General features: G+C 69.8%; 30 protein-coding genes. 12 read left to right on the forward strand and 18 right to left on the reverse strand.

Annotation, left to right across the window (positions count from 1 at the left end):
• Window positions 1-11 precede the first annotated feature (11 nt).
• Window positions 12-1,082 (reverse strand): BMP family ABC transporter substrate-binding protein, encoded by a 1,071-nt coding sequence (locus ASG74_RS10130; RefSeq protein WP_056142282.1) that lies wholly within the window; start codon window positions 1,080-1,082, stop codon window positions 12-14.
• A gap of 358 nt (window positions 1,083-1,440) precedes the next feature.
• A complete protein-coding gene (locus ASG74_RS10135) occupies window positions 1,441-3,144 on the reverse strand; it encodes an HNH endonuclease signature motif containing protein (protein WP_056142286.1) in 1,704 nt (567 codons plus the stop codon).
• Between the two features lie 306 nt (window positions 3,145-3,450).
• Between ASG74_RS10135 and ASG74_RS10140 the strand changes: the two genes are divergently transcribed.
• On the forward strand, window positions 3,451-3,969 hold the full coding sequence (locus tag ASG74_RS10140; protein ID WP_056142289.1) for a hypothetical protein: 519 nt from the start codon (window positions 3,451-3,453) through the stop codon (window positions 3,967-3,969).
• Here the strand turns inward: ASG74_RS10140 and ASG74_RS10145 are convergent.
• From ASG74_RS10145 to ASG74_RS10165, 5 genes are all read right to left on the reverse strand, one after another.
• A complete protein-coding gene (locus tag ASG74_RS10145) occupies window positions 3,959-5,179 on the reverse strand; it encodes an MFS transporter (RefSeq protein WP_235498884.1) in 1,221 nt (406 codons plus the stop codon). The two genes, ASG74_RS10140 and ASG74_RS10145, sit on opposite strands and share 11 nt — an antisense overlap.
• 157 nt (window positions 5,180-5,336) lie before the next feature.
• Entirely contained in the window at window positions 5,337-5,777 is a 441-nt protein-coding gene (locus ASG74_RS10150; RefSeq protein ID WP_056142296.1) for a MarR family winged helix-turn-helix transcriptional regulator, read from the reverse strand.
• A 31-nt stretch (window positions 5,778-5,808) separates the two neighbouring features.
• A complete protein-coding gene (locus tag ASG74_RS10155) occupies window positions 5,809-6,546 on the reverse strand; it encodes an MOSC domain-containing protein (protein ID WP_056142298.1) in 738 nt (245 codons plus the stop codon).
• On the reverse strand, window positions 6,543-6,974 hold the full coding sequence (locus ASG74_RS10160) for an OsmC family protein (RefSeq protein WP_056142301.1): 432 nt from the start codon (window positions 6,972-6,974) through the stop codon (window positions 6,543-6,545). Before ASG74_RS10160 ends, ASG74_RS10155 begins: the two co-directional genes overlap by 4 nt.
• An 85-nt stretch (window positions 6,975-7,059) precedes the next feature.
• The gene (locus ASG74_RS10165; protein ID WP_056142304.1) at window positions 7,060-7,818 is read right to left on the reverse strand and encodes a class I SAM-dependent methyltransferase; all 759 of its coding nucleotides are present in this window, start codon (window positions 7,816-7,818) and stop codon (window positions 7,060-7,062) included.
• 93 nt (window positions 7,819-7,911) lie between these two features.
• Between ASG74_RS10165 and ASG74_RS10170 the strand changes: the two genes are divergently transcribed.
• From ASG74_RS10170 to ASG74_RS10205, 9 genes are all read left to right on the forward strand, one after another.
• Window positions 7,912-8,334 (forward strand): VOC family protein, encoded by a 423-nt coding sequence (locus tag ASG74_RS10170; RefSeq protein WP_156465346.1) that lies wholly within the window; start codon window positions 7,912-7,914, stop codon window positions 8,332-8,334.
• An 11-nt stretch (window positions 8,335-8,345) separates the two neighbouring features.
• On the forward strand, window positions 8,346-8,984 hold the full coding sequence (locus ASG74_RS10175) for a GntR family transcriptional regulator (RefSeq protein WP_056142309.1): 639 nt from the start codon (window positions 8,346-8,348) through the stop codon (window positions 8,982-8,984).
• A gap of 113 nt (window positions 8,985-9,097) precedes the next feature.
• Window positions 9,098-9,361, forward strand: a complete 264-nt coding sequence (locus tag ASG74_RS10180) for a hypothetical protein (protein ID WP_056142313.1) — start codon at window positions 9,098-9,100, stop codon at window positions 9,359-9,361.
• Between the two features lie 7 nt (window positions 9,362-9,368).
• A complete protein-coding gene (locus ASG74_RS10185) occupies window positions 9,369-10,256 on the forward strand; it encodes a universal stress protein (RefSeq protein WP_056142316.1) in 888 nt (295 codons plus the stop codon).
• Entirely contained in the window at window positions 10,253-10,435 is a 183-nt protein-coding gene (locus ASG74_RS10190) for an SDR family oxidoreductase (RefSeq protein ID WP_056142321.1), read from the forward strand. Before ASG74_RS10185 ends, ASG74_RS10190 begins: the two co-directional genes overlap by 4 nt.
• A gap of 47 nt (window positions 10,436-10,482) precedes the next feature.
• On the forward strand, window positions 10,483-11,004 hold the full coding sequence (locus tag ASG74_RS10195; protein ID WP_056142325.1) for a flavodoxin family protein: 522 nt from the start codon (window positions 10,483-10,485) through the stop codon (window positions 11,002-11,004).
• A 109-nt stretch (window positions 11,005-11,113) separates the two neighbouring features.
• The gene (locus ASG74_RS17830; RefSeq protein WP_268766029.1) at window positions 11,114-11,248 is read left to right on the forward strand and encodes a hypothetical protein; all 135 of its coding nucleotides are present in this window, start codon (window positions 11,114-11,116) and stop codon (window positions 11,246-11,248) included.
• 28 nt (window positions 11,249-11,276) lie between these two features.
• The gene (locus tag ASG74_RS10200; protein ID WP_082569642.1) at window positions 11,277-12,431 is read left to right on the forward strand and encodes a N(5)-(carboxyethyl)ornithine synthase; all 1,155 of its coding nucleotides are present in this window, start codon (window positions 11,277-11,279) and stop codon (window positions 12,429-12,431) included.
• Window positions 12,432-12,595: 164 nt separating this feature from the next.
• Window positions 12,596-12,934 carry a hypothetical protein gene (locus ASG74_RS10205; RefSeq protein WP_056142330.1) on the forward strand — a complete coding sequence of 113 codons (339 nt, stop codon included), beginning with the start codon at window positions 12,596-12,598 and terminating at the stop codon, window positions 12,932-12,934.
• 35 nt (window positions 12,935-12,969) lie between these two features.
• On the opposite strand, the gene ASG74_RS10210 is transcribed toward ASG74_RS10205, so the two are convergent.
• Genes ASG74_RS10210 through ASG74_RS10230 form a run of 5 tightly spaced genes read right to left on the reverse strand, consistent with a single transcriptional unit; the run spans window position 12,970 to window position 17,453 of the window.
• The gene (locus tag ASG74_RS10210; RefSeq protein ID WP_056142334.1) at window positions 12,970-13,830 is read right to left on the reverse strand and encodes an amidohydrolase family protein; all 861 of its coding nucleotides are present in this window, start codon (window positions 13,828-13,830) and stop codon (window positions 12,970-12,972) included.
• The gene (locus ASG74_RS10215) at window positions 13,827-14,129 is read right to left on the reverse strand and encodes a hypothetical protein (protein ID WP_056142336.1); all 303 of its coding nucleotides are present in this window, start codon (window positions 14,127-14,129) and stop codon (window positions 13,827-13,829) included. Before ASG74_RS10215 ends, ASG74_RS10210 begins: the two co-directional genes overlap by 4 nt.
• Window positions 14,130-14,170: 41 nt before the next feature.
• Window positions 14,171-14,614, reverse strand: a complete 444-nt coding sequence (locus tag ASG74_RS17445) for a hypothetical protein (RefSeq protein ID WP_235498885.1) — start codon at window positions 14,612-14,614, stop codon at window positions 14,171-14,173.
• Window positions 14,611-15,081 (reverse strand): arylamine N-acetyltransferase family protein, encoded by a 471-nt coding sequence (locus ASG74_RS17450; RefSeq protein WP_056142343.1) that lies wholly within the window; start codon window positions 15,079-15,081, stop codon window positions 14,611-14,613. The genes ASG74_RS17445 and ASG74_RS17450 overlap by 4 nt, the downstream gene beginning before the upstream one ends.
• Window positions 15,081-17,453 (reverse strand): heavy metal translocating P-type ATPase, encoded by a 2,373-nt coding sequence (locus ASG74_RS10230; protein WP_235498886.1) that lies wholly within the window; start codon window positions 17,451-17,453, stop codon window positions 15,081-15,083. The genes ASG74_RS17450 and ASG74_RS10230 overlap by 1 nt, the downstream gene beginning before the upstream one ends.
• Before the next feature lie 94 nt (window positions 17,454-17,547).
• On the opposite strand from ASG74_RS10230, the gene ASG74_RS10235 reads away from it, so the two are divergent.
• Entirely contained in the window at window positions 17,548-18,255 is a 708-nt protein-coding gene (locus ASG74_RS10235) for a M50 family metallopeptidase (protein ID WP_056142351.1), read from the forward strand.
• A gap of 13 nt (window positions 18,256-18,268) precedes the next feature.
• Here the strand turns inward: ASG74_RS10235 and ASG74_RS10240 are convergent, their stop codons facing one another.
• Both ASG74_RS10240 and ASG74_RS10245 read right to left on the reverse strand, forming a co-directional pair.
• Window positions 18,269-18,607 (reverse strand): hypothetical protein, encoded by a 339-nt coding sequence (locus ASG74_RS10240; protein ID WP_056142353.1) that lies wholly within the window; start codon window positions 18,605-18,607, stop codon window positions 18,269-18,271.
• A 61-nt stretch (window positions 18,608-18,668) separates the two neighbouring features.
• Window positions 18,669-19,664: a DNA topoisomerase IB gene (locus ASG74_RS10245; protein WP_056142356.1), complete on the reverse strand. Its 996-nt coding sequence runs from the start codon at window positions 19,662-19,664 to the stop codon at window positions 18,669-18,671.
• Between the two features lie 605 nt (window positions 19,665-20,269).
• Here ASG74_RS10245 and ASG74_RS10250 point away from each other — a divergent pair.
• The gene (locus tag ASG74_RS10250; protein ID WP_235498887.1) at window positions 20,270-21,220 is read left to right on the forward strand and encodes a helix-turn-helix domain-containing protein; all 951 of its coding nucleotides are present in this window, start codon (window positions 20,270-20,272) and stop codon (window positions 21,218-21,220) included.
• 26 nt (window positions 21,221-21,246) lie between these two features.
• Here the strand turns inward: ASG74_RS10250 and ASG74_RS10255 are convergent, their stop codons facing one another.
• The 4 genes from ASG74_RS10255 to ASG74_RS10270 all read right to left on the reverse strand — a co-directional run bounded on the left by ASG74_RS10255 (window position 21,247) and on the right by ASG74_RS10270 (window position 23,985).
• Window positions 21,247-21,669 carry a hypothetical protein gene (locus tag ASG74_RS10255; protein WP_056142362.1) on the reverse strand — a complete coding sequence of 141 codons (423 nt, stop codon included), beginning with the start codon at window positions 21,667-21,669 and terminating at the stop codon, window positions 21,247-21,249.
• 128 nt (window positions 21,670-21,797) lie between these two features.
• The gene (locus ASG74_RS10260; protein ID WP_056142366.1) at window positions 21,798-22,565 is read right to left on the reverse strand and encodes an SDR family NAD(P)-dependent oxidoreductase; all 768 of its coding nucleotides are present in this window, start codon (window positions 22,563-22,565) and stop codon (window positions 21,798-21,800) included.
• Window positions 22,566-22,597: 32 nt separating this feature from the next.
• A complete protein-coding gene (locus ASG74_RS10265; RefSeq protein ID WP_056142369.1) occupies window positions 22,598-23,554 on the reverse strand; it encodes an SDR family NAD(P)-dependent oxidoreductase in 957 nt (318 codons plus the stop codon).
• Window positions 23,555-23,592: 38 nt separating this feature from the next.
• Window positions 23,593-23,985, reverse strand: a complete 393-nt coding sequence (locus ASG74_RS10270) for a four-helix bundle copper-binding protein (protein ID WP_056142371.1) — start codon at window positions 23,983-23,985, stop codon at window positions 23,593-23,595.
• Window positions 23,986-24,020 lie beyond the last annotated feature (35 nt).

A 24,020-nucleotide genomic window follows, 5' to 3' on the forward strand; every position in this document is an offset into this window, starting at 1 on the left:
CGGAGCAAGGGTCAGCCGATCTTTGCCGTGTCGAGCTTGACCTTGACCGTGCCGGCCTTGACGTCGGCCATGGCCTTCTCGACCGCAGCCTTCGCGTCCGCTGGCACGCTGTCGGAGAGCTTGATGGTCACACCGGTGTCGAAGCCCAGGAGGTAGTTGCCCTTCTCCTCGCCCGCCTTGATCTTGCCGAGGATCTCGGCGAGCGGCTTGGTGAAGTCGTACTCGACCGACCCGGCGTAGTGGGGACCCGCCGCGGCGGACTTGTCGGTGTACTTGGCCGTGACCCAGCCGTCGCCCGCCGGACGCCCCTCGAACGCCTGGAAGGTGCCGGTTGCGCCCACGTTGAGTGAGCCGACGATGACGTCAGCACCCTGGCCGAGGAGCTGGGTGGTGAACTGCTGGGCCTTGGAGGCGTCGTTGAAGTCACCCGTCCAGACGGGCTTGATGGCCGTCGAGGCACCGGAGTCCTTGATGGACTGCTCCATGGCGTGGACCTCGGCCATCGAGAACGGCAGCGACAGGCCACCGACGTAGCCGACGGTGCCGGTCTTGCTGAGCTTGGAGGCGAGGACGCCGATGCCGTAGAAGCCGAGGTGGAACTGCCGGTCGATGGTCCAGACGTTGGCCGGCTGGTCCTTGGGAATGCCGTCGTACTCGGCGATGAAATTCACGTCCGGGTTGTTCTTGGCGACCTTGGCGGTCGCGTCGTAGAACTGCGAGCCGTGGGTCCACACGACCGTGGCGCCATCACCGACGGCCTCGGTGAGGCGGGCCTCGACGTCGGGCACGGCGACCTTCTCGCTGAACGAGGTCTGCGCGCCGGCGGCCTTGGCCGCTTCGAGCGCCTGGAGGCCGACCGCGTTGTAGTCGGCGTCGTTGGTCGGGCCCGAGAAGATGGCGGCGACGACAGCCTTGCCGTCCTTGCCTCCGTCGCCGCTCGATGCTCCGTCGGTGCCGTCGTCGCTGCCGCCACAGCCAGCCAGCACGAGGGCCGAGATCGAGGCGAACGCAAGCGTGGACGCGGCACGGCGCGTGAGCCGCCCGGAGGTGAGGGTGGTCAGGGGGGAACGCGATCGGGTCATGGCAGGTCCTCTGGTGCCGGGAGCGCCTCTCCGCTGAGCCGCTCGCACGTGTGCCGAGCAGTCTGATGTGTTGGCGGCACACCCCTCATTGGCAGTACCTGCCAATGGTCTCGGACCCGGTTGGCAGTTCTGCAGCGAGGGGCAGGCCCTGTCCGCGGGCTGGCGCGAGGCACGCAACTCACGCGAGCCCCGAGAGGTGCGCGGGCGGCATACCGGCAAGTTCTGCCTGTTCTGCCAACGGAACGTCGCCCCGCGCCTCACCGGCCAGAACCAGCGTTCACCGTTGCTCTCAGCGACCACTGTGACCACCGAGTGGGACCGATCGGGCAGGGCTCGGTGGGCCGGTGGGACGGAGTGCTCAGGCGAGCACGGCGGACAGGGCGTCGTCGAGCTCGTCCTGTTCGAGGGCGGCTTCGCGCTCGGCGGCGTCGTGATCGGCCATCCATTGCTCGACCCAGTGCTCGATAAGGTCATCGGAAGGTTCGTGGAGCCAGGGGTCGGGCGGTCCGGTGTCGAGGTGTGCCCGTTCGGCAGCGCGTGCCTGGGCGGCTGTCGCGGCGGCGTACTTCTGGGCGCGGGCACGGTGGATGGCGGTGAGGAGCCCGGGTAGGTCGCGGTCGTAGGAGCCCGGGGTGAGGTCCCAGGTGACGGACCTGCCCTGTTCATCGGGTGGGTGCACGGTCGCGGTCAGGCGCTGGTCGTGCACGTGCGTGTGGTGGCGTTGGCACAGCAACGCGGCGTACGCCAGGTCTGAGGGGCCGCCGTCGACCCAGTGGACGAGGTGATGGGCCTGGGTCCAGGCGGCGGGGGCGTCGCACCCGGGGTAGGTGCAGCCACCGTCGCGGTGCCACAGCGCTCGGCGTTGGGCCCTGGTGAACAGGCGGACGGCTCGGCCCAGGTTCAGGATCTCACCGTGCGAGCCGAGGACGACGGGAATGATGTCCGCGTCGCAGGCGAGCTGGCGCACGGTGGTCGGTGCCAGGATCGTGGCCTGCGCGCGGGTGAGCATGACCCGCCCACACCCGGTACGCCCGCCCGCACCCGTATCGGTACCGGCGTCGGCATCGGTGCGACCGCTGGTGCCCGTGGCGGTGTCGCTCTCAGTGGCGGGGAAGAAGCCCAGGAGGTCCTCCAGCCCGACCTGCACGTGCATCGTGGTCGGGGCCCCACCGGGGCTGGCGTCGCCGGCGTCCTGTGCAGCAACTCGGGCGCACAGCGCCGCCAGCGCCTCGGCACGCCGCTGCCCCGCCGGGCGCAGGTCCCGCTCACCGGTGACCTCGTTGGGTGCGGGCCTGGACAACGGCCCGATCGCGGCCTCCAGCGCCGCCGACTGCTGCGGGGTCAACGCCAGGTCGTACGTGGTCAGGTCCCCGTCGGCCACGGTGGGGCTGGACAGGTGCGCTCCCGAGCGCAACCGGTCCTGCAGGTCGTCGAACTCGTCCTGGCGACCGAACTGGGCGATCAGGCGGGTGCGAATCTTCTTGGCATCACGTGCGCCCCACTGCACCCCGAAGTCCAGGATGGCCTTGGCGACCGTCGGCACCGCCTCGGGCTCGAGCAGCTCCTCCAGCCGCGACATCTCCCGCAGTGCGGTCACGGCCAACGCGGGCGCGACCTCACCGGTGACCAGGCGTGCCCACACGATGCCTTCGGGTCGGGCGGCATCGGCATACGCCCCCGCCTGCGGTCCGGCACAGCCCCACAGCCCGGCGGGAGCGGAGGCGGCGACGTCCTGGCCGAGCTGGGCCACCAGCCCTGCGCCGCCCTGGCGCAGTGAGGGGGCGTGCTCACGCACCCACTCGTGCACCGAGCCCTGCCCCCGGCGGGCGGAGGTGAACTCCCCACGGTGGGCGGCTTCGGCGGTCAGGCGCACCTGCGCGGCCCCGGCGCGGGCCTTGACCTCGTCGGCCAGGGTCATGAACTCCGCGAGCTCGCCGCCGCTCAGGCGGGCCAAGGCGTCCCCCACGACACCGGCTCCGTCAGCGCTGCTGGCCAACGCGTCACGCGCACCCTCCAGGGCCACGCGAAGCTGCGCGACCGGGGTGGCTGAGGCGTTGTCCATACCCACCATTGTTGTCGAACTCACGTTCGGATGTCAAGCATTTCGAGCTACGCTCTGGGCTGAATTCCGAACTGCCACAACCGAATTCGCCACCATGGCACGACGACCAAGCCGGTCGTCAACCCGCCACCACCGACGCTACAAGCCGGCACCGACAGCCTCATCGAAACCTCCGGCCAGCGACCTCGGCCGCTCGACCGAGCGAGGAGCCGAGGCCGAACCGCCGCACACTGCGACCACCCGCTGCTAGCGTCCGCACATGCGGGATGGACACCGCCTCACTCTGGGATCCGCGCGGGAGGGTGCATGCGCCTGCTCGCCGTCGTGACCAGCGCAACCCTGCTCGCCCTGGCGGGCGTTCACGGTGGGGTGGCGACCTTGGATCACCATGACGGACCGCTCCGGGTCGGCGGCGACGACGGCATCCTCTGCATCCCCACCTCAGCTGACGGGCACTACACGTTCGGCCACGAGGCAGCCAGGAACGCCACGGACCACGCCCTGCAGGTCGATGCCGTCGCTCTCGTCGGAGCACGCAATGTCGCGATGGTCGGGCCCGGCTACCTCTCCCCGATCGATGACACGGGGCTGATCGGGGCGATGCCCGGCTGGCCGCCGGAGGGCGGGTCAGCGACGTTCGACCGCAAGAGGGTCATGCCCCTGACCTTGGCGCCGGGCCACATCGAGAACCTCGTGCTCCAGCTCGTCGCGACCACCCCGGCGGAGTTCGACGCCGTTGAGGTGACCTACACCGCCAACAGGAGGGCCCGGCGCGAGCGCAACAGCACTCGTCTGGAGATCCGCGACTCGTGCCTCAGTCGGTGAGTGAGAGAGCCATCGCTTCGTCCATGCGCTCCTCCTCGGCCGACTCCTCGTCGTCGAGGTGTGACAGAGCTGCGCGGCCGGCATACAGGACGACCATGCCCAGCACGACGGCCCCGGAGCCGACCCAGAAAGGCACGTGCACGCTGATCTCCTCACCGAGCTTGCCCGCAAGCCACGGCGCCACGGCTCCGCCACCGAACCGCACGAAGCTGTAGGCAGCCGACGCCACCCCACGCTCGACCGGTGCGGCCTTCATGACCGACTCCGTGATGAGCGTGTTGTTGATGCCCAGCGCGAAACCGGCAAGGACGACGCCGACGACGAGGACCGGCTTCGACATCGTGAACACAGCCATCGCAGCCAGGAGAACCGCAAACATCGTCATCGCGAAGAAGATCGAGGGCAGCGTCCCAAAGCGGTGCTGCAGGCGCGGGGCGACGAACACCGACGAGATGGCCAAGAGCAGTCCCCACCCGAAGAAGATGAAGCCGATCTGGATCGCACCCATCTCGAGGGCGAAGGGCGTGAAGGCGAGCAGGGTGAAGAACCCGAAGTTGTAGAGCATGGCCGTGATCGCCACGACGAGCAGTCCGCGATGCTTGAGTGCACGGAACGGGTCCGCGAGGCTCGTGGCCTTCGCGGCCGGTGGCGTCGCGGGCAGCATGACGGAGGTCAGCACCAGAGCCAGCACCATGAGGACAGCCACGCCGAAGAACGGTCCCTTCCAGGACAGCTCGCCGAGCAGCCCGCCGATGAGCGGACCGGTCGCGATGCCGACACCGAGCGCGGCTTCGTAGAGGATGATCGCCTGCGCCGTCGACCCCCGCGCCGACCGCACGATGGTGGCCAGGGCGGTTGCGACGAAGAGCGCGTTGCCCAGTCCCCACACCGCGCGGAACATCACGATGCCGTTGACGCCGTCCTGCATCCCGGCGAGCGCCGATCCCACGACGATGATCGCGAGCCCGGTGAGCAGCGTGCGCTTGGCCCCGATGCGGCTCGAGACTGCGCCGGTGATGAGCATGGCGACGCCCATGACCGCCATGTAGCTCGTGAAGAGCAGCGACACCTGCGAGGGAGACGCACCGAGGTCGTCGGCGATCGGCTTGAGGATCGGGTCCACCAGGCCGATGCCCATGAACGCGATGACGGAGGCGAAGGCCACCGCCCAGACGGGTCGTGGCTGGCGCCACATCGAAGTTTCACTCATCTCTTGGTTTCCTATATTTGTTGGCTATATATCGATGTATGCCGGTCCGCCGCCTTCCGCTTCCCACCCGCCTCCCTTTGTGCGGGTGACCCGTCAAAGGCGGCCGGAGCAAGGGAACTGTTCCCTTGTTCGGGACGTGGTTCCCCTGCCTGGAGGGCTAGGTGACCAGTCGGTCGACGATGGCGATGGCGCGGTTGAGGGTGGCGGCGTCTCGTTGGCTCAGGCCCTGCAGCAACGGTGTGATCGCGGCGCTGCGCGAGGCGCGCGCCGTGGCCAGCTCGCGCTCACCGCGTACGGAGAGGTCGATGAGGCTGGCGCGAGCGTCGTCGGGGTCGGGGGTACGCGTGAGCCAGCCGTGGGCCTCCGCACGCTGGATCTGGGAGGTCATGGTCGGCTGGCTCGAGTGGTCCGCCTCGGCCAGGTCGCCGATGCGGGCGGGGCCGATGTCGCCGACGAGGGCGAGGAGTCGCACCTGGGCGGGGGGCACGTCGAGCTGCGCGTTGCGAGTGGCCCATCGGTGGAGTCGAGCGACGGAACGCAGCAGCTCGTAGCCGTCGACGCCGGGGGCCTCCACGCGTGCTTTCTCCACCACCTTCATCCCACCAGAATACATAGGGAGGCGATGTCTCTCAACCGAGGCGCACTCGCCCGGGGCTCACCACGCGAGCGCCGACGCCACACAGCAACCGACCGTCGCCTGTTCGGATGAGCGGCAGCAGCCGCGATCCGGTCCGTTGACCAGTCGCGGGGTCGAGGTCGATGACCGCGCACCGCTCGAGGGGCTGGCCGACCTCCACGACGGCATCGCCGAGCTGCAACCGGGTCCCGGGCGGCGGGTCCTCGTCTGCGACCAGCGTGAGAGTCGCGCGGAAACGGGCATCGAGAGCCTGCGGCATGGCATACCCACTGCTGGCGATCGTCCCGGCAAGGCGACGCAGAGCCCCGGTGGTCACGATCGAGACCGGCTCCGCATAGACGACGTCGCCACGCTCGGCGCGCGCCAGCACCACCTCCCGCCCCAGCGCGCGGGAGAAGACGGCACTGAGTGCGCTGTCCTGCAACCGGATTCGCGCCCCACGACCCCAGTAGTCCGCCACGGCGGCACCGTCCACGGCATCCCGCGTCTCGGCCCGCGCCACCTGCCCGTCCGGGCCGGTGACCTCGAGGCCACCAGCCACGGACCGGGCTGTGAAACCCAGGAGTCCCGGGTTCTCCACGGTGCGCAGGACCCGACGCGCGGCCACGTCGACGAGGCAGAAGTCGCGGTCGCCGACGGGGCCGTGGGCATCGAGCTCCATCTCGTCCAGGTCGACGTGGCGGGTGCCCTTGATGAGGGCGAGGCCGAGCCGCTGGACGTGCTCGCTCACTCGGAGAGGGTGGCCTCGAGGCTGATCGGCACGGACTTGAGCGCCTGCGACACAGGGCAGTTCTCCTTGGCGTCCTCGGCAGCGGCCTGGAAGTCGTCGGCGGACATGCCGGCCACGGAGCCGACGACCTTGAGCGCGATCTCGGTGATGCCGGTGCCGGGGACGAACGTCACCGCAGCGGTCGTGTCGAGCGAGGTCGGGGGCGTGCCGGCCTTGGCCAGGCCGTTGGAGAACGCCATGTTGAAGCAGGACGAGTGCGCCGCGGCGATGAGCTCCTCGGGGCTGGTCTTGCCGTTGGCCTGCTCGGCGCGCGAGGGCCAGTTGACGTCGAACGTGCCGACGCCGGAGGACTCGAGCGTGACCTGTCCGGTGCCGGACATGAGGTCGCCCTCCCAGTGGTTCGAGGCGGTGCGGGTTGTTCCAGCCATGAGTGCTCCTTCATCGAGGTGACCTGAGGTGGTTCCGCTCCCACCTTCGCCTGCCCCGCCCCCGCACACAAGGGCGGGGTCCGTTTCAGACCCGGCCGCGCACTGCCCAGGCCACCGCGGTGACCTCGAACGGCGCGTCCGGCAGCCCACGACGGCACTCCTCACGCAGCGCCTCACGCGCCTGCGGGTCGAGCGACTGCACGTAGTCACCTGCCGGACCGACGCCCAGCGTGAAGGGCTCCCACCACTCCTCGAAGCTCGGGTGGGTGACGGTGACGGCGATCTCGTCGGACTCGACGTCGGTGAGAGCGGCTTTGGTGGCCAGGATCGCCAGCTCGCCCGCGCGGGCCCCGGCGAGGTGCGACTCACCAGTGATGCGCGGGTCGAGACGTCGGGCGGCGCTCCACAGCGGGTTGAGCGGGGACCGGTCACCGGCAAGATCCCACGTGCAGGCCGCCACCTGCCCACCCGGCTTGGTGACCCGTGCCATCTCGGCGAGGCCGGCGACGGGGTCCTGCATGAAGTGGACGACCAGCTGCGCCAGGGCCCGGTCGAAGTCGTCGTCGCCGAAGGGCAGGTGCTCGGCCGGGGCACGGTGCACCTCGAGCCCGGGGAAGCGCGCGACGATGGCCTCGACGAACGGTGGTGACGGGTCCACCGCGGCCACGTGGCCGACACCCAGCCTCTCGATGAGCACGCCGGAGAGGGCCCCCGGACCACAGCCGACGTCGAGTGCGCGCTCACCGCGACGAACCCCGACCCAGTCGGCGAACACCACACCGAGCGGTTCGGAGTAGCGGCCCATGAACCGGCCGTACGCCTCGGCAGCGACCTCGAACGTCACCTGGCTGACGCTACGCCCGCCGGGGCTGTGCGTCGAGAGTCATCTCCTGTATACATGTGGAGCACTTGCACACATCAAACTCGGGAGTATGCCGTGACCCACCGTCCGTGTTTCCACCTCGCCATCCCTGTCGACGACATCGCCGCGGCGCGCGAGTTCTACGGCGGCGTCCTCGGACTGAGCGAGGGCCGCTCGGCCGACGTCTGGATCGACTGGAACTTCTATGGCCACCAGGTCGTGACGCACCAGGTGCCGGTCCACCCCGGATCTGCAGGTCACAACCACGTCGACTCCCACGAGGTCCCGGTCCCCCACTTCGGCGCCGTGCTCTCCACCGGGGACTTCCACGACCTTGCCGACACGATGAAGGCAGCCGGTGCGACGTTCGTCATCGAGCCCTACCTGAGGTTCGAGGGCCAGCCGGGCGAGCAGTGGACGATGTTCTTCCTCGACCCGGCCGGCAACGCCATGGAGTTCAAGGCCTTCGCCGACGAGTCCCAGATCTTCGCGAAGTAGGCGCCGCGCCCATGACCCCTGGCCCCTCAGCCGCCTCCACCAAGGCCGAGGCCGTGCATGCGGCCGTGCTGGCTGACGTCATGTCGGGTGCCCTGCCACCGGGGACGCCGCTGGACGAGGTCGCCCTCGCCGAGCAACACACCGTCTCGCGGACCCCCGTGCGCGAGGCGCTGCGCCGTCTCCAGAGCGAGGGCCTGCTCGAGACCGGCCCCCGCCGCCAGCTCCTCGTCGTCGACGTCTCGCCCGAGCACAAGCGGGAGATCACGACACTCCGCATCGCCATCGAGAGCGCCGCCGCAGCCCAGGCGAGCAAGATCCGCACCGACGACGACCTCGACGAGCTCGAGCTGCTCGTCATGAAGCAGCGGCGGGCCGCACAGGCCGGCGACGCCGAGACGTTCATGCAGCTCGACGAGGAGTTCCACCTCACCCTGGCCGGTGCCGCCCGCATGCCGACCCTGTCGCGGATCCTGGGCCAGCTCGGAGCGTTCGTGCGCCTCATCCGGCTGGGTGAGGAGACGCCCACGACGCACATGCTCGGGCTGGTGCGCGAGCACGAGGAGCTCATCTCGCTGCTGACCCTGCGCAAGGCGCCGAAGCTCCAGTCCGCCCTGCGCAGCCACATCCAGCGGACCAGCCCCCGCGACTGACACCCTCGGCCGACTCCCTCCCCCTGCCGCCTGTCGGGACCTTCGGCCCTGTGACCGCTGCCGGACTGCCGTCACAGTGGGAGAAAGGCCCGCACGCAGACGAGGTGATTGGAATGATGGACTGGGGCGACATGGGCCGCGGCTACGGCTCGATGACCTTGGGCTGGGTGCTCGCCACCCTGCTGCTGATCGGACTGGTGAGCCTGCTCGTCTTCGTGGCTGTGGGAGCACTCTCCAAGGGCAGGTCGGAGCCGGCGCCACCGGCGGCCGATCCCGCCCGCTCCGCGGCGGAGTCCGAGCTGGAGCTGCGCTATGCGCGGGGCGAGATCGACGCCGCGGCGCTGGTCGAGGCCCGTTCGGTCCTCCGGCAGCGATGAGCCGGTGATGGACACCAGCACCCTGAGGGCGCGGCAGCACCGGGTGGTCATCGGCGTGGGGTCTGTCCGCACGACCGGTCCCGCATTGACGTGGGCCATCGAAGAGGCGGCTCGGCGGCACCGCCCCCTGCACCTGATCCAGGCAGACACCCCCGCGGGCCGGGCGCGCCCCTCAGGGGTGGACGCGCCAGGTGCTCCCCTCACGCCGGAGCTGCGTGCCGTCCTGTCGCGCGTGCGGGAGCTCTCCCCGTCGCTGGAGGTCACCGCCGAGGCGTCCGGCCAGACCCCGGCCCACGCGTTGACCGAGGCCTCGGACTACGCCTCGTGCGTCGTCATGGGCGGGCATGGGCGGGGGCCGCTCGGCACGGGCCTTCTCCGTTCGACGTCCGACGAGGTGGCGGTGCACGCGCAGTGCCCGGTCGTCGTCGTGCGCGGCCCGGCCCAGTCCCGTCAAGCGCGCGCCCGCGTGGTCGTCGGAGTCGATGGTTCGGAGCTCTCTGCGGCGGCGATCGGCTACGCGTTCGCCAAGGCGGCGGACTACGGGCTTCCCCTGACGGTGGTCCATGCCTGTCCCTCGCGCGCCACCGCCGGCTATGTCCCCCCGTGGCAGGCAGACGACCCGGCCGCCAGGGTCGAGTCCGAACGTGCCGCCACGGCACAGGAGGTCGCGGGTTGGTCCGGGGAGTACCCAGATGTCCGCGTGCACCGTCACGTCCTGCGAGGGGACCCGGTCTCGGCGCTCGTCGACCACTCCCGTGGAGCCGCGTTGCTGGTCGTGGGCAGCCGAGGGTTCGCCGGCCTGAGCGGCCGGCTGGTCGGTTCGGTGAGCCAGGCCGTCCTGGGCCGGGCCCACTGTCCTGTGGCCGTCGTCCGGTCCGGAGAGGTGACGCGATGAACACCTCAGGCCTGGGCGGCCGTGCGGCCGTCGTCACCGGAGGAGCCTCCCAGCACGCCCTGCAGCGCGTCGGCGAGCCAAAGGAGGTCGCCGAGCTGGTGTCCTGGCTGGCCAGCGACGGCGCCTCGTTCGCCACCGGCACCTGCTACCCCATCGACGGCGGATATCTGGCTCGCTGAGAGTTTCAAGGGGCACACGCCCCCGATCGAGAGGAACGGAGCTCCACATGACGAAGGCGTGGGTCGTCTACGAGTCGATGTACGGCAACACGCGCGAGGTCGCGGACGCGGTCGCGCAGGGGGTCAGGGAGTGGGCAGACGTGGAGGTGCGAGAGGTCTCGACCGCCACGGTCCTGCCCGACGACCTCGACCTGGTCGTCGCGGGAGCCCCCACCCACGCCTTCGGTCTCAGCCGTCCCAGCACCCGCGAGGATGCTGCCCACAAGGCGCACCGGTCCGTCGAGTCGGCGGGCATGGGACTGCGCGAGTGGATGGACGCAGTCGACCTCCCGACGTCCGCACCATCCTTCGTCACCTTCGACACCCGCGTCAGGCATCCCCACCTGCCGGGGTCCGCGGCGAAGAAGGCGGCCAAGCGCCTGCACGCGGCAGGTGGCACCCAGATGGCGAAGCCGACGTCGTTCTGGGTGGACGGCATGGAGGGACCTCTGCTCGAAGGTGAGCGCGAGCGGGCCCAGGCGTGGGGTGCTTCGCTCGACATGAGCTCGGCACCATCACGCGAGCAGTGACCGTGCCGGCATCCGGGCACTGCGGCGGCCGCGGGCCCACGGGCGCCAGCTCGGGGCGTACTGTCACACATAGCGGGACCCTTCGGGTCTCCCCACCAAGGGACTGATCATGTCCGACAAGTCACCACGCAACTCGCTCTCCAAGAAGTCGGACAAGTCCATCAAGGAGAAGCGGGCCGACAAGCGGGCCAAGTCCACCGAGTCCACCGGAATTGAGACGTCGCTGCATGGCAAGAAGCGCTGAAACCAGCCCTCTGCTCTCCCTCGGAGTCATGGCTCGCTCCCGCAAGGAGAACGAGCGCCGCCTCCCGATCCACCCCGCGCACCTCGACCGGATCGACCCGGAGCTGCGTGCCCAGATCTTCGTCGAGGAGGGCTACGGCCTCCCCTTCGGCGTGCCGGACGAGACCCTGGCTGCCTCGCTCGGTGGGGTTCGCACCCGCGCGGAGCTCATCGAGCAGTGCGACGTCATCCTGCAGCCCAAGGTGCAGTCCGAGGACCTCGCGGAGATGCGTGACGGCCAGGTCGTCTGGGGCTGGCCCCACTGCGTCCAGGACACCCCGCTCACCCAGGAGGCCATCGACCGCCGGCTGACGCTCATCGCGTTCGAGGCGATGAACCACTGGGCCCGCGACGGCAGCTTCCTGTTGCACGTCTTCCACCTCAACAACGAGCTCGCGGGCTACAGCTCGGTGATCCACTCGCTCGCCCTTTCAGGTACCACCGGCACCTACGGGCGCAAGCTGCGTGCCGTCGTCATCGGCTTCGGTGCGACCGCTCGTGGCGCCGTGACGGCACTGAGCGCGCAGGGCATCGACGACGTACGCGTGCTCACGAGCCGCAAGGTCGCGGCCGTCGCCTCGCCGATCCACTCGGTGCAGATCGTCCACCTCGACCACGACGACGAGGACCCGAACCAGACCCGCGTGGTCACCAACGAGGGCCGGGTGCCGCTGGCGACCTATCTCGCGGACAACGACATCGTCGTCAACTGCGTCCTGCAGGACCCCACGGCACCGTGGACCTTCCTCCAGGAGGAGGACCTCGGTGCGTTCCGTCCCGGCAGCCTCATCGTCGACGTGTCCTGTGACGAGGGCATGGGCTTCAGCTGGGCGCGGCCGACATCGTTCGAGGACCCGACCTTCGTGGTGGGCACCAACAACACGACCTACTATGCGGTCGACCACACACCGTCCTACCTGTGGAACTCGGCGACCTGGGTCAACAGTGAGGCGATCCTGCCGCACCTGCGCACGGTGCTGTCAGGCCCCACGGCGTGGGCGCAGGAGCCGACCATCGATCGAGCAGTCGAGATCCAGGACGGCGAGATCCGCAACCCGGCGATCCTGTCCTTCCAGGGCCGGGACGAGACCTACCCCTACGCGCAGTCGGGCGCCCGCGAGGACGACGGCTCCCGCTCCGACTAGGGTCCGGTCCTCGCGGGGTCCCGGTCCTCGCGGATCCCAGGGGTCGGGACCTTTGGCCCTGGCGCCGCCGACCGCCCGCACGGGACGGTGGTCTCGGAAGGAGTGAGTGACCAGCGACTCGACGAACCACCTGGTCGCTGGACCGGACACAGTGCCCGGTCGCCATGTCCACTCAAGACGTCATCGACATGAACCGCCCCGACCCCGCCACCGCCTTCATGACCCCGTCCCCCAGTGCCGGTGAAGCCACCGAGCACCTGGACCAGCTCTCGGCCCGTGAGCTCATCGCCGAGCTGGCACGCGTCGAGGACTCCCTGCGCAGGTTGCGCACCCTCTCGACCGGCGCAGACAGCCGGAGCCCCGACCACCGGCAGGGTCCGTGGCGCCGGCAGGAGCACGCGATCGTGGATGAGCTGACCGTGCGCCGCCGTCGCCGCGGGCTCATCGCTGCCCCGCTCGCGAGCGAACAGCCACCTGAGAGGACCCGACCGCCCTGGGTCTGAGACTGCCCAGCGCGAGTCTCAACACGGCCCCCGGTTCAGAGCGAAAAGAGGCGCGCCGCGTTGTCGTGCAGGACCGCTCGCAGCCAGTCGTCACCCAGGCCCAGGTCGACGAGCACGTCCACGGCCTCCTTGTAGGCATAGGGGATGTTGGGGAAGTCGCTGCCGAAGAGAATCCGGTCGGCGTTGACATCGAGGCGAGCACGGTCGTGCTGCGGGAACGGCGCCAGCCGCTCGAGGAACGGCGTGAACGCCATCGTCGTGTCGAGATGGACGTTGTCGTGGCGCTCCACGAGGTCGAGGAACTCTGCGTATTCGGGCGCACCCATGTGGGCGATGACCAGTGCCAGGTCAGGGAACCGTTGCAGCACTTCCGAGATGGGCCCGGGCCCGGTGAACTCACCGGGGTGGGGCCCGCTGCCGCAGTGGATCACCACGGGTGTGCCCGACTCGGCCAGCTGACCCCACACCGGGTCGAGCAGCGGGTCACGCGGGTCATAGGCACCGACCTGGACATGAGCCTTGAACACGCGAGCGCCGGCATCGAGAGCCGCGGCGACGTCCGCGCCGGCCGACTCCTCCGGGAAGAACGTCGCGGTGTGCAGGCAGTCGGGCGTGCGCGCCGCGAAGTCGGCGGACCAGCCGTTGAGCCAGGCCGCCATCCCCGGCTTGTGCGGATAGAGCATCGACGTGAACGCACGGACCCCGAAGCCTCGCAGCTGCTCGAGCCGCTCCTCCTCGTCACCGCGGTAGGTGATCGGCCACGCCTGCCCGTCCCCCTCTCCGAGCCGGTCGAAGAACGCCCAGACCTTCCTCATCACGGGCTCGGGCATGAAGTGCGTGTGCACGTCGATGATCCCCGGGAGGCCAAGTCGCTCCACCAACCCAGCGGTCGTCACGGTGCCAGAGCTTCCACCAGCTGGTCGACGGTCGGCGAGCCAGACAGCCCATCGGGACCGGAGTAGACCCGGCAGGCGAAGCCCACTGGCTCATCGCCCGTGGAGAACGGATCCCTTCCGTCGATGCGAAGGCTCGGGGAACCGATGAATGCCAGGCGTTCGGCAGCCTCGGCACCGGTCACCTCGATCCGGTCCACCACCAAGTCACCCAGACCCAGCCGGTGCGCTGCCATCACGAGACGCCGTTCGATGATCGCGGTGTTCGGGCAGCCGTCGAAGGAGAGCAACTCGATCTTCATGGTTCCATCATCCCCGTCAGCCTCCTTGCCCAGCGCCGAGATCAGGGCCGAGCGGGGTCAGTGCGCTGATCGCGCAGGCGCCGGACGACGTCCACAAGCGCGGCACCCTCGGCAGGGGTGAGGTTGGCGCCGAGGCCGTCGACGAGCTCGGGCAGCGTGTCGAAGTCGTCGGGCGTGATCGCCCGGTGCTCGGTCGGCCGCCGCGGCCGCCGGACAGTCACGGCGTCCTCGCTCATGGAGACGATGACGGCGGTGCCGTCCGAGTCGACTCCGTGCGCGACGCACATGAGGGACGTCATGAAGTGGCTCGTCGTCTTGGTGCTGGTCCAGTGGTGCCCCATGGCGACGTCGACCGGCCTCACCGGCAGCGTGTCGATGGTGTGCACCCGCTCCCACTCTTCTCCGGTGTGCCGCAGGACTTCCCACACATCGACCGTGCCGTCCTTCGCTGCCCGTATGCCGTGTCGCCACCCTTGCGCCGTCACGTCGGCTCCGTCCACGAGCGGGATCGGACCAGCGGCGAGCGACCGACACCCGGGTCGCAGACCAGTGGCTGACCATCGAGTTCGACCTCGACGGTGAGGTGCGTGCGAGGGGCGAGCTGCGGGTCACCGACCCGACCGAGGTGACGCGTCACGGCATACCCCAGGCGTTCGAGAACGGCGGCGAAGAGTGAGGAGTGCTCGAAGCAGTAGCCGCCACGTCCGCGACCGACGAACTTCTCCTGGATTGCGGCAAGCGTGACGCCGGGGTCGGCGCCGAGGAGGACGTCGATGTTGTCGAAGGTGAAGGCGCGCACGTGCGCGGTCTGGAGTCGGGTCAGCGCGTCCAGACTGGGCGGCTCTTGGTCGACACCTACCTTCGCGAGATAGGCGTCGAGGTCCAGGGTCTCGGTCAGCCACGGGTCAGCGGGCAGGGCGTCAGTTTCGCTCCGGTCCCGGGGATCGTGCATCACAGTCTCTGGGCGCGAAGGCGCAGAGCGTTGGCGATGACGCTGACGGAGGACAGGGCCATGGCCGCAGCCGCGATCATCGGCGAGAGCAACCATCCGAAGGCGGGATAGAGGACTCCAGCGGCGATCGGCAGGCCCGCAGCGTTGTAGATGAAGGCGAAGACGAGGTTCTGCCGGATGTTCGACATGGTCGCACCGGACAGCTTGCGGGCTCGCACGATCCCCGTGAGGTCACCCTTGAGCAGGGTGATGCCGGCGCTCTCCATGGCGACGTCCGTCCCGGACCCCATCGCGAGCCCGACGTCGGCGGCGGCCAGAGCCGGGGCGTCGTTGACGCCATCGCCCGCCATGGCCACGACGCGCCCACTCTCGCGCAGTCGCTTGACGACATCGGCCTTGTGGTCGGGGAGCACCTCGGCCTCGACCTGGTCGATGCCGAGACGCCGAGCGACGGCCTCGGCGGTGACCCGGTTGTCACCGGTGAGCATCACGACGTTGACACCGTCGGCACGCAGCGCGGCAATCGCGGCAGGACTGGTCTCCTTGATCGGATCGGCGATGGCGATGATGCCGGCGAGCTGATCGTCCGAGCTCGCGAAGACGACCGTCGCCCCTTCCGCCCGGAGGCGGTCCGCTTCAGCAGCGAGGGCGCTCGGATCGACCCCCTCCTCAGTGAGGAACGCGGCACTGCCGACGCGGATACGCCGGTTCTCGACGGTGCCGGTAACGCCCTTGCCGACGGGGGAGTCGAAGTCCGTGACGTCGGGGATCGAGCCACCGGCGTCGTTGACAGCGTTGACGATCGCCAGCCCGAGGGGATGCTCGGAGGCCCGCTCCACCGCTGCGACCTGACGGAGCAGGTCGTCCCGGTCGAAGCCGTTCGTCGTCACCACCTGTGTCACGGACGGCTTGCCCTCGGTGAGAGTGCCGGTCTTGTCGACGACGAGCGTGTCGACCTTCTCCATGCGTTCGAGCGCCTCGGCGTTCTTGATCAGCACGCCCAGACCGGCACCTCGCCCGACACCGACCATGATCGACATGGGAGTGGCCAGCCCCAGGGCACACGGGCACGCGATGATCAGCACCGACACGGCCACCACGAGGGCATGAGCCAGGCGGGGGTCCGGCCCCACGATGGCCCACACGAGGAACGCGACGATGGCGATCACGATCACGGCCGGGACGAACCAGGCGGCGACCTGGTCTGCCAGACGCTGGATCGGGGCACGCGAGCGCTGAGCCTCGGCGACCATCTGGACGATGCGCGCCAACATCGTGTCGCGCCCCACCCTGTCGGCACGCACGACCAGCGACCCGGTCTGGTTGATGGTGCCTCCGATGACGGCGTCACCGACGTTCTTGGTGGCCGGCATGGACTCACCGGTGACCAACGACTCGTCGAGGGTCGAGCGGCCGTCCTCGACCTCTCCGTCGACAGGGACCTTCTCGCCGGGCCGCACCCGGAAGCGGTCACCGACGGCCACCTGGTCGAGAGTCACGTCCTCCTCGGTTCCGTCCTGGTTGATTCGACGGGCCGTGTCGGGCGTGAGGTCGAGAAGTGCCCTGATCGCACCGGAGGTCTGTTCGCGGGCACGCAGCTCCAGCACCTGCCCGAGCAGGACGAGCGTCGTGATCACCGCCGCGGCCTCGAAGTAGACGGCGACGACACCGTCCATGCGGAACGCGTCGGGGAAGAGGCCCGGTGCGATGGTGCCGACCACGCTGAACAGCCAGGCCACTCCTGTGCCCATGGCGATCAGCGTGAACATGTTGAGCTTCATCGTCCGGACCGAGGTCCAACCCCGCTCGAAGAACGGCCAACCAGCCCACAGGACCACCGGAGTGGCGAGGACGAGCTGGGCCCAGGCCGAGGCCTGTCGCGAGATGAGGTCGTGGATCGCCGGGACGAGATCCCCGCCCATCGCCAGGAGCACGACGGGGATGGACAGCGCCACCGCGACCCAGAACCGGCGAGTCATGTCGGCCAGCTCCGGACTCGGTCCAGTCTCAGCCGTGACCATGACCGGTTCCAGCGCCATGCCGCAGAGCGGGCACGATCCCGGACCGGGCGTGCGGATCTCGGGATGCATCGGGCAGGTCCACTCGGCGACCTCACCCGCGGGCGGCATCGCACCGACACTGCTCTCGTGACCGTCGTGATCGTGGTGATCGTCGTGATCGTGCTGCGTGCCGGCGGCGAGGTAGGCCGACGGGTTGACCGCGAACTTGGCCTGGCAGCTCGCAGAACAGAAGTGAACCTGCGTGCCCTCGTGCTCAAGGACGTGTGTGCTCAAGGTGGGGTCGACAGCCATCCCGCAGACGGGATCCTTCGCCGTCGGCGTACCCGTCGGAGGTGCAGCATGCTTGTTCATGTCACCCACCATACCCCCTAGGGGTATGGACTCAATAGCCGCGGTGCGCGGGCGCCACTACGCGACACAGGCCCACGCACTACGGTCAGCGCCCATGGACCTCGGCGCTGACCTCACCTCGCGCGTCGCGTCCGCCGCGCCCGGCCTCGACACGGGGGCGCTCGCGACGGCTGCCCTCGCCGCCCTGGCAGTCGTCCTCATCCCGATGGTCTGGCTGCGGCTGCGCATCGCCGTGACCCTCGTCCACGAGCTCGGCCACGCCGTCGTCGGCGTCGCGTTCGGGCGCCGCTTCACCGGCTTCGTCGTGCGCGGGGACATGTCCGGCCATGCCGTGACCGTTGGCCCAGCTCGCGGTGTCGGCCGGGTCGCGACGACGTGGGCCGGCTACCCGATGCCGGCGCTCGTGGGCCTGCTCATGGTCTGGACGGCAACGACGGGGTATGCCGCGGCGCTGCTCTTGGGATGCCTCGTCACCTTGGTCGTCGTGCTCGTCTTCGTGCGCTCCGCCGGGACGCTGGTCACGGTGGCTGCAGCGGCGGCCGGGGTCGGGGCGCTGTGGTGGTGGCGGCACGACGAGGTCCAGGTCCTGGCCGTCGTCACGACCGGGCTGGTCCTGCTCGTCGGCGCCTGGCGCCACCTCGGGGCGGTGGCGTCGTCGCACGGCCGACGGGACCCGGGAAGTGACGCGGCGGTGCTGAGGCGACTGACCGGCATACCGGCTTCGGTGTGGCTGCTGACGTTCGCCGCCACGCTCGCGGGAGCGACGTGGATCATCGCGCGACTGCTGCTTGACCTTGCCTGACGGCGACCGGCAGCTACCAGTCGTGGCCGTGGGTGAGGAGCTCCACCTCGAGCTCGAAGCGCTGGCTGCGTGAGAGCGAGCCGCGCCCGGTGGGCACCGGCAGGTCCACGCTGCGGCAGTAGTCGCGCAGCGCGAGGTCGTAGGCGAGGGTGCTGGCGGCGAGGCGTTCGGCCTTCCATGGCTGGTTGTCCGCCTCGACCTGCCGGACGTGCTCGGCCAGCCGCGACAGCTCGAGCCCGAGGAGGACGGGAGGCAGGGGCTCCTTGGCGCGGCGGCGGCGCATCACCACGGCGACGCCCGGCAGCGCGCACAGCAACGCCACCGCTGCCACCGTCCCGAAGGTGCCATCCATCCCGCTCACCTCGAGACCAGTTTGCCCCACGTGGGAGCCGGCCAAACCCCTGTCGTGGCCTTCAGCTCAGAAGGGTGCGCACCGCCTTCTCGATGCCGGCCTGGCGCTTCATCGGGTCCCGGTCGGACGAGCTGGGGACGGTGATCGTCTCGCCCCTGTCATAACGGTCGAGGACGCGCGGGTCGACGTAGGAGTTCTTGGCGATCGTCGGGGTGTTGCCGAGGTAGTCGGAAACCTGCTGGATGGCCTCCTTGACCGCACGCCGCCTCGAGGCCTGGGTGTCGCCCGGCTCCGGTGAGGTGGCGAGGGCGACCGCGGCGTGGACGGTCGCGTGCCAGGTCCGGAAGTCCTTGGCGGTGACGTCGGCGTCGAAGAGTTCAGCCAGGTAGGCGTTGACGTCGCCGGACTCGAGGTCACGCCAGCCGGAGGCCGTGCGGTAGGCGAGCACCCGGTCGGACCCGCCGCGCCGGCGACGCATCTGCGTGATGGCGGCGGCCACGTCCTCGTCGCGGATGGTCACCTGCTGGCTGATCCCGCCCTTGCCCTCGAACGAGAACACCAGCCCTTCCTTGACCTTGCGCACGTGCTTGCGCTCCAACGTGGTGAGCCCGAACGAGCCGTTGGCGTCGGTGTAGACGTCGTTGCCGATGCGGAAGTAGCCCAGGTCGAGCAACCGCACGGCGACCGCGGCGGCGCGGGTGAGCGGCATGCCTTCCTGGTGGAGGTCCTGGGTCACCCGCTTGCGGGCGGCGGGGAACTGCGCCGCGGCCTCGAGGATCCGCTCGAACTTGAGCTGGTCCTGCTTGGCCCGCCACTCCGGGTGGTAGAGGTACTGCTTGCGGCCCGCGTCATCGATGCCCACCGCCTGGACGTGGCCGTTGGGGACGGTGCAGATCCAGACGTCGCGCCAGGCCGGCGGGATCGCGAGGGAACGGATCCGCTCGACCTCGCTCTGCGGCAGGCGCTTGCCCGACTCGTCGACATAGGTGAAGCCCTTGCCGGCCCGCTTGCGCGTCCAGCCGCGGTCCTGGGGTGAAACCTTGCGCAGTCGGGTCATGGAGCACATCGTCGCAGGTCAGAGGCCTCCGGAACCGACTGATTGCGCCTCCGGCCAGCACCGTCGGTGCGGCGGGCGGGCCGGAGCCGGTCGTGGACCGTCCCGGGACAGGTGAAGGGCCCTCGGAAGTATGAGTTCCAAGGGCCCTTCGGGGTGATCGGTCGATGTGACGAGCCCGATCGACATCTCTTCGCCGGCGATCCCGAGCGCCACGTCACCTGGCTCCCGCAGCGGGCGGACCCGCTGTGTGGACCTCGTCTCCGAGCTGTCCCGCTCTCCCCGAGGGGAGTGCGTAGGGCATTTCTACGCCCGAATTGACCTGTGGCACAAGGGCTTTCGCGAAACTGCTCGGAGAAACATTTCTGTCCACAGACGTCCGGCACTTGTGCACCCTTTCTTGTCGCTTGTCCACACGCAGCCCGCACCTGTCCCCAGCTTGTCCCCAAGCGCCTGTGGACAGTCGATGCCGGGAACCGTCGTCTGCTCGATTCGCCTGCGGGAGTGCGCCGCCCCGTCCTACATTGGAGAGCATGCTCGGCCATGCCGATCGCACGTGGCGCACTCACGACGTCGCAGCTCCAGAGCAGTTCAGGGCTTGGGAGCGAATGGCGACCGAGGCTTTCGCGCCGGTGTCACTGTCCCGGTCGCCAGGGGATGAGGGCGATGCCGGGTTCCTCACGGCCTGTTCCACCCGGGCTGTGGACGACCTCGGCATCGCCTGGCTCGACTCCGGAGCGCAGCAGGTCCACCACCTGAGCCGTCACGTCGCCCAAGGTCCTTCGGGCACCTACTTCCTCAACCTGCCCCTCGTCGGCGAGGGCATGGCCCTGCAGGACGGTCGCGTGAGCGTGACCGGGCCGGGGGACTTCGTCCTGGTGGACGGTGACCGGCCCTTCACGCTCGAGTTCGGGACGCGATTCCAGCAGCTTGCCATCGCCATCCCGCGACACCGGCTGGACCCGCTGCTCGCGGACCCGACCCAGTCGAACTGCGTGGTCATCAAGGGCGATACGGGCGCCGGCGCCATCGCCTCCACCGCGATCCAGTCGCTCGCCGCGCAACGGTGCCGGCTCAGGCCCCGAGAGGCCCACGGCATCGCCAACGTCCTCGTGGAGCTCGTCTCCCTCGCCGTCACCGCAGCGGTGGAGCAGCGTCCGGCCCCGTTGCGGCTGCGTCGCTTCCAGGCCGTGCTCGACGAGGTCGAGCGTCGCCTGTGCGACCCTGGTTTGCGTCCGCAGGACGTGGCTCGCGAGCTCTCGATCTCGGTGAGCTACCTGACCAAGCTCTGCTCCGAGCACGGCACGAGCTTCGGGCGCATAGTCCTGAACCGTCGGCTCGATCGGGCGCGTTCCCTGCTCACCGCGGAGGCGGCCGCGGGCGGCGCCGGCGCCGGTATGACCGTGACCGAGGTGGCGAATGCGTGCGGCTTCTCGGACTCCGGCTACTTCGCCCGGGCCTTCCGGGCCCGGTTCGGGACCACGCCCACCGAGCACCGCTGCGCGACAGCGCAACGCGAGCGGCCGGCATACACGACATCGGTGGGACGAACTCCCTAGGTCCGTCCCACCGATGCGTGGCGCGGTCAGCAGTCGACCGACTCGGCTCCCTCGACCCAGGTGTTGATCATGGTGAAGGGGAGCTCGGATCCGGCGCCGAAGTACTCCAGACCCTTGTTGTTGGCACCGTTGGGGTTGGTCCGCCCCGTCTCCTTCGGGTCACCGATCGTCATGTGCTCGAAGATCTTGATGCCCACGGGAAGCCCTGCCGCCCGGAGCGCGGCATAGCCCGCGTCGACCGCAGCATCACAGGAGGCCTGGTAGCCCATTTCCAGGTCGGCGCCCTGCTCCGCGCTGACGACGAACCAGTTCGAGGAGGTGGGGCCGTTGAGGGAGTACATCGGGATGAAGCAGTGGTGGGCCAGCGCCGCGGGGGCGGCGACCAAGAGCGCGGTGGTCGCGCCGGCGACGGCGAGCAAGGGGCGCCGCAGACGTGTGGACATCTTCATGAGTTCCTCCTGGAGTGATGTGCAAGCGGGGTGCAGGGAGTGGTGAGTGAAGCGTGACGCAGGGAGGACCGCGTCGTCCTGCACGAGTGCGCACTCGAGGTGGGACGAGCGCGCACAGTTCAGCCGTCTCAGAAGACGGTGTAGCCGCCGTCGATGACGAGGACCGACCCGGTCATGAAGCTCGCAGCGTCCGACGCCAGGAACACCACGGCCGGACTGATCTCGTCCGGCACCGCGTAGCGCTGCTGCGGCGCGTCCTCGATCCAGAACCGTTGGAACTGCGGCTCGTCGACCGGGGCCATGTCCGTCTTGACATAGCCCGGTGCCACCGCGTTGACCCGAACCCCGGAGGGCGCCCACTCGGCTGCCAGCGACTTGGTCAGCTGGTGCACAGCAGCCTTGGAGGCGTTGTATGCCGGTTGCCACTGTGGGCGGTTGACGATCATCCCCGAGATCGAACCGACGTTGACGATGCTTCCGGTCCGCCGCTCGACCATGTGGGCTCCCACCGCCTGCGACACCCGCCACAGGGCGGTGAGGTTGGTGTCGATGACCTGGGCCCACTCGTCGTCGGTCACCTCGAGGGCGGGCCGGTGCACGCATGCTCCGGCGTTGTTGACGAGGATGTCGATGCTCCCCGCGCGGGCCAACGACTCGGCCACCACGGCATCGACCGACTCGCGGCTCGTCAGCTCGCCGAGGACGACGTGGGCGGTGCGCCCGAGGGACTCGACCTCGGCCCGGACCTCTTCGCCGGCTTGGGCATCCCGGCCGTGGATGACGACGTCACCGCCGGCCTCGGCGATGGCCCGGGCGAACGCCCGGCCGAGACCTCGGGTCGCACCGGTCACCAGCGCGGTGCGGCCCTCGAGCGAGAACGTGTCCAGGACTGCCATGGCGAAACTCCTGAGGTGAGGGAAAGGGTCGGTCAGGGGGTGAGGTCGAGGGCGCCGGCGGTCCATTGCCACATGCGGCGGCGCTCGTCGGGTGTCGGCTTCGTCCTCGGCAGGAAGGAGGTGGGGCGTTCCCGCCGGTCCATCCACAGGCCCCCGCCGGTCGGCCGGGGTTGGGCGGCGAGAAGCCAGGTGGTCGTGTCGGCGCCGGCGTCCACGTCGCGCAGGAGCGGGCCCATGACCTTGTCGAACGTCGGGAGTGAGTCGCTGACGCCGGGCGTCGCGGCCCACCCGGGGTGCATGACATAGGTTTCGATGCCGTGCGCGGCCCAACGGTCCGAGAGGACCGGCAACAGCTCGACCTGGGTCCGCTTGCTGCGGGCATAGGCAGTGGAGCCGGAGTACTCGCCGCGCGTGTAGTCGGGGTCGTCGACGGGGAGCTTCTGGGTGTACATCCCGCCCGAGGTCACGAAGACCACGCGCGCGTCGCCGCCCTCGAGGGCCGGCAGCAGGAGCTCGGTGAGCAGCACCGGCCCGAGCACGTGCAGCGACATCGACAGCTCGTGCCCCTGCGGTGACTCGGTGCGCGTCGGCGGCATGGCACCCGCGTTGTGCACGAGCCCTTCGAGGTGGAGGTCGGCGGCAAGCATCTCCGCCGCGCAGGCCCGCACGCTGTCGAGGTCACCGAGGTCGCACGACCACGTGGTCGACGGTCCGGTGAGGTCGGCGGCCACGCCGGCAGCCTTGTCGGCGTTGCGGACGATGAGGTGGACGTGGGCACCGAGAGCGCTCAGCTGTCTCGCCGTGGCGGTCCCGAGCCCGGAGGTGGCACCCGTGACCGCGACGTGGCGACCAGCCAGTGCCCCGACGGCGGGGTCGGCCGGCCACGTCGGGAGGCGACGGCGCACGGCATACCCGATCTTCGAGAAGCCGGGCACGACGGCTCGGTCGAGTGCTGTGTCCAGGGCGGCGGCAACCGGGCGGGGGTCCATGGCCTGACCCTACGTGTGCGCGCCTCTGCTTCGGCCGGTCAGTCGGCGACGCCGAGGAGCGTGCGGCAGGCGTCGGCGCAGGCACGGCATGCCTCGGCGCAGATGCGGCAGTGGTCGTGGTGCTCGCCGTGGCTGCCGCACTCGTCCGCACACTCGGTGCACACGGTGATGCAGGCCTCGACGATCGCCCGCCAGCTGTCGCCGTTGGGTCCGGGGCGCGAGAGGATGTCGGCCGTCGTGCGGCAGATCGCGGCGCACTGGTTGTCGAGGTCGATGCACCGCGCCATGGCGCTGGCGTCCTCGCCGTGGAGGCAGGCATCGGAGCAGGTGGCGCAGGTGCTCGCGCAGTGGTTGGCGGCGTCGATGGCCGCACGCAGTTGCTCGAGGTCGAAGGAGTCACGGCTGGGGTGGGTGGTGAGGATGTCGTCCATCCTTCGACCGTAGGACTGTTTCCGGGCGTGTGGGC

The organism is Knoellia sp. Soil729 (genome assembly GCF_001427985.1).
Taxonomy (GTDB): Bacteria; Actinomycetota; Actinomycetes; order Actinomycetales; family Dermatophilaceae; genus Knoellia.

What these genes read in the sequence shown, in the direction of transcription:
- ASG74_RS10130 (WP_056142282.1), bottom strand. Translation starts at nt 1,082, where the DNA reads ATGACCCGATCGCGTTCCCCCCTGACCACCCTCACCTCCGGGCGGCTC.
- ASG74_RS10135 (WP_056142286.1), bottom strand. Translation starts at nt 3,144, where the DNA reads ATGGACAACGCCTCAGCCACCCCGGTCGCGCAGCTTCGCGTGGCCCTG.
- ASG74_RS10140 (WP_056142289.1), top strand. Translation starts at nt 3,451, where the DNA reads ATGCGCCTGCTCGCCGTCGTGACCAGCGCAACCCTGCTCGCCCTGGCG.
- ASG74_RS10145 (WP_235498884.1), bottom strand. Translation starts at nt 5,179, where the DNA reads ATGAGTGAAACTTCGATGTGGCGCCAGCCACGACCCGTCTGGGCGGTG.
- ASG74_RS10150 (WP_056142296.1), bottom strand. Translation starts at nt 5,777, where the DNA reads ATGAAGGTGGTGGAGAAAGCACGCGTGGAGGCCCCCGGCGTCGACGGC.
- ASG74_RS10160 (WP_056142301.1), bottom strand. Translation starts at nt 6,974, where the DNA reads ATGGCTGGAACAACCCGCACCGCCTCGAACCACTGGGAGGGCGACCTC.
- ASG74_RS10175 (WP_056142309.1), top strand. Translation starts at nt 8,346, where the DNA reads ATGACCCCTGGCCCCTCAGCCGCCTCCACCAAGGCCGAGGCCGTGCAT.
- ASG74_RS10180 (WP_056142313.1), top strand. Translation starts at nt 9,098, where the DNA reads ATGATGGACTGGGGCGACATGGGCCGCGGCTACGGCTCGATGACCTTG.
- ASG74_RS10185 (WP_056142316.1), top strand. Translation starts at nt 9,369, where the DNA reads ATGGACACCAGCACCCTGAGGGCGCGGCAGCACCGGGTGGTCATCGGC.
- ASG74_RS10190 (WP_056142321.1), top strand. Translation starts at nt 10,253, where the DNA reads ATGAACACCTCAGGCCTGGGCGGCCGTGCGGCCGTCGTCACCGGAGGA.
- ASG74_RS10195 (WP_056142325.1), top strand. Translation starts at nt 10,483, where the DNA reads ATGACGAAGGCGTGGGTCGTCTACGAGTCGATGTACGGCAACACGCGC.
- ASG74_RS17830 (WP_268766029.1), top strand. Translation starts at nt 11,114, where the DNA reads ATGTCCGACAAGTCACCACGCAACTCGCTCTCCAAGAAGTCGGACAAG.
- ASG74_RS10200 (WP_082569642.1), top strand. Translation starts at nt 11,277, where the DNA reads ATGGCTCGCTCCCGCAAGGAGAACGAGCGCCGCCTCCCGATCCACCCC.
- ASG74_RS10205 (WP_056142330.1), top strand. Translation starts at nt 12,596, where the DNA reads ATGTCCACTCAAGACGTCATCGACATGAACCGCCCCGACCCCGCCACC.
- ASG74_RS10215 (WP_056142336.1), bottom strand. Translation starts at nt 14,129, where the DNA reads ATGAAGATCGAGTTGCTCTCCTTCGACGGCTGCCCGAACACCGCGATC.
- ASG74_RS17450 (WP_056142343.1), bottom strand. Translation starts at nt 15,081, where the DNA reads ATGCACGATCCCCGGGACCGGAGCGAAACTGACGCCCTGCCCGCTGAC.
- ASG74_RS10230 (WP_235498886.1), bottom strand. Translation starts at nt 17,453, where the DNA reads ATGAACAAGCATGCTGCACCTCCGACGGGTACGCCGACGGCGAAGGAT.
- ASG74_RS10235 (WP_056142351.1), top strand. Translation starts at nt 17,548, where the DNA reads ATGGACCTCGGCGCTGACCTCACCTCGCGCGTCGCGTCCGCCGCGCCC.
- ASG74_RS10240 (WP_056142353.1), bottom strand. Translation starts at nt 18,607, where the DNA reads ATGGATGGCACCTTCGGGACGGTGGCAGCGGTGGCGTTGCTGTGCGCG.
- ASG74_RS10245 (WP_056142356.1), bottom strand. Translation starts at nt 19,664, where the DNA reads ATGACCCGACTGCGCAAGGTTTCACCCCAGGACCGCGGCTGGACGCGC.
- ASG74_RS10250 (WP_235498887.1), top strand. Translation starts at nt 20,270, where the DNA reads ATGGCGACCGAGGCTTTCGCGCCGGTGTCACTGTCCCGGTCGCCAGGG.
- ASG74_RS10255 (WP_056142362.1), bottom strand. Translation starts at nt 21,669, where the DNA reads ATGAAGATGTCCACACGTCTGCGGCGCCCCTTGCTCGCCGTCGCCGGC.
- ASG74_RS10260 (WP_056142366.1), bottom strand. Translation starts at nt 22,565, where the DNA reads ATGGCAGTCCTGGACACGTTCTCGCTCGAGGGCCGCACCGCGCTGGTG.
- ASG74_RS10265 (WP_056142369.1), bottom strand. Translation starts at nt 23,554, where the DNA reads ATGGACCCCCGCCCGGTTGCCGCCGCCCTGGACACAGCACTCGACCGA.
- ASG74_RS10270 (WP_056142371.1), bottom strand. Translation starts at nt 23,985, where the DNA reads ATGGACGACATCCTCACCACCCACCCCAGCCGTGACTCCTTCGACCTC.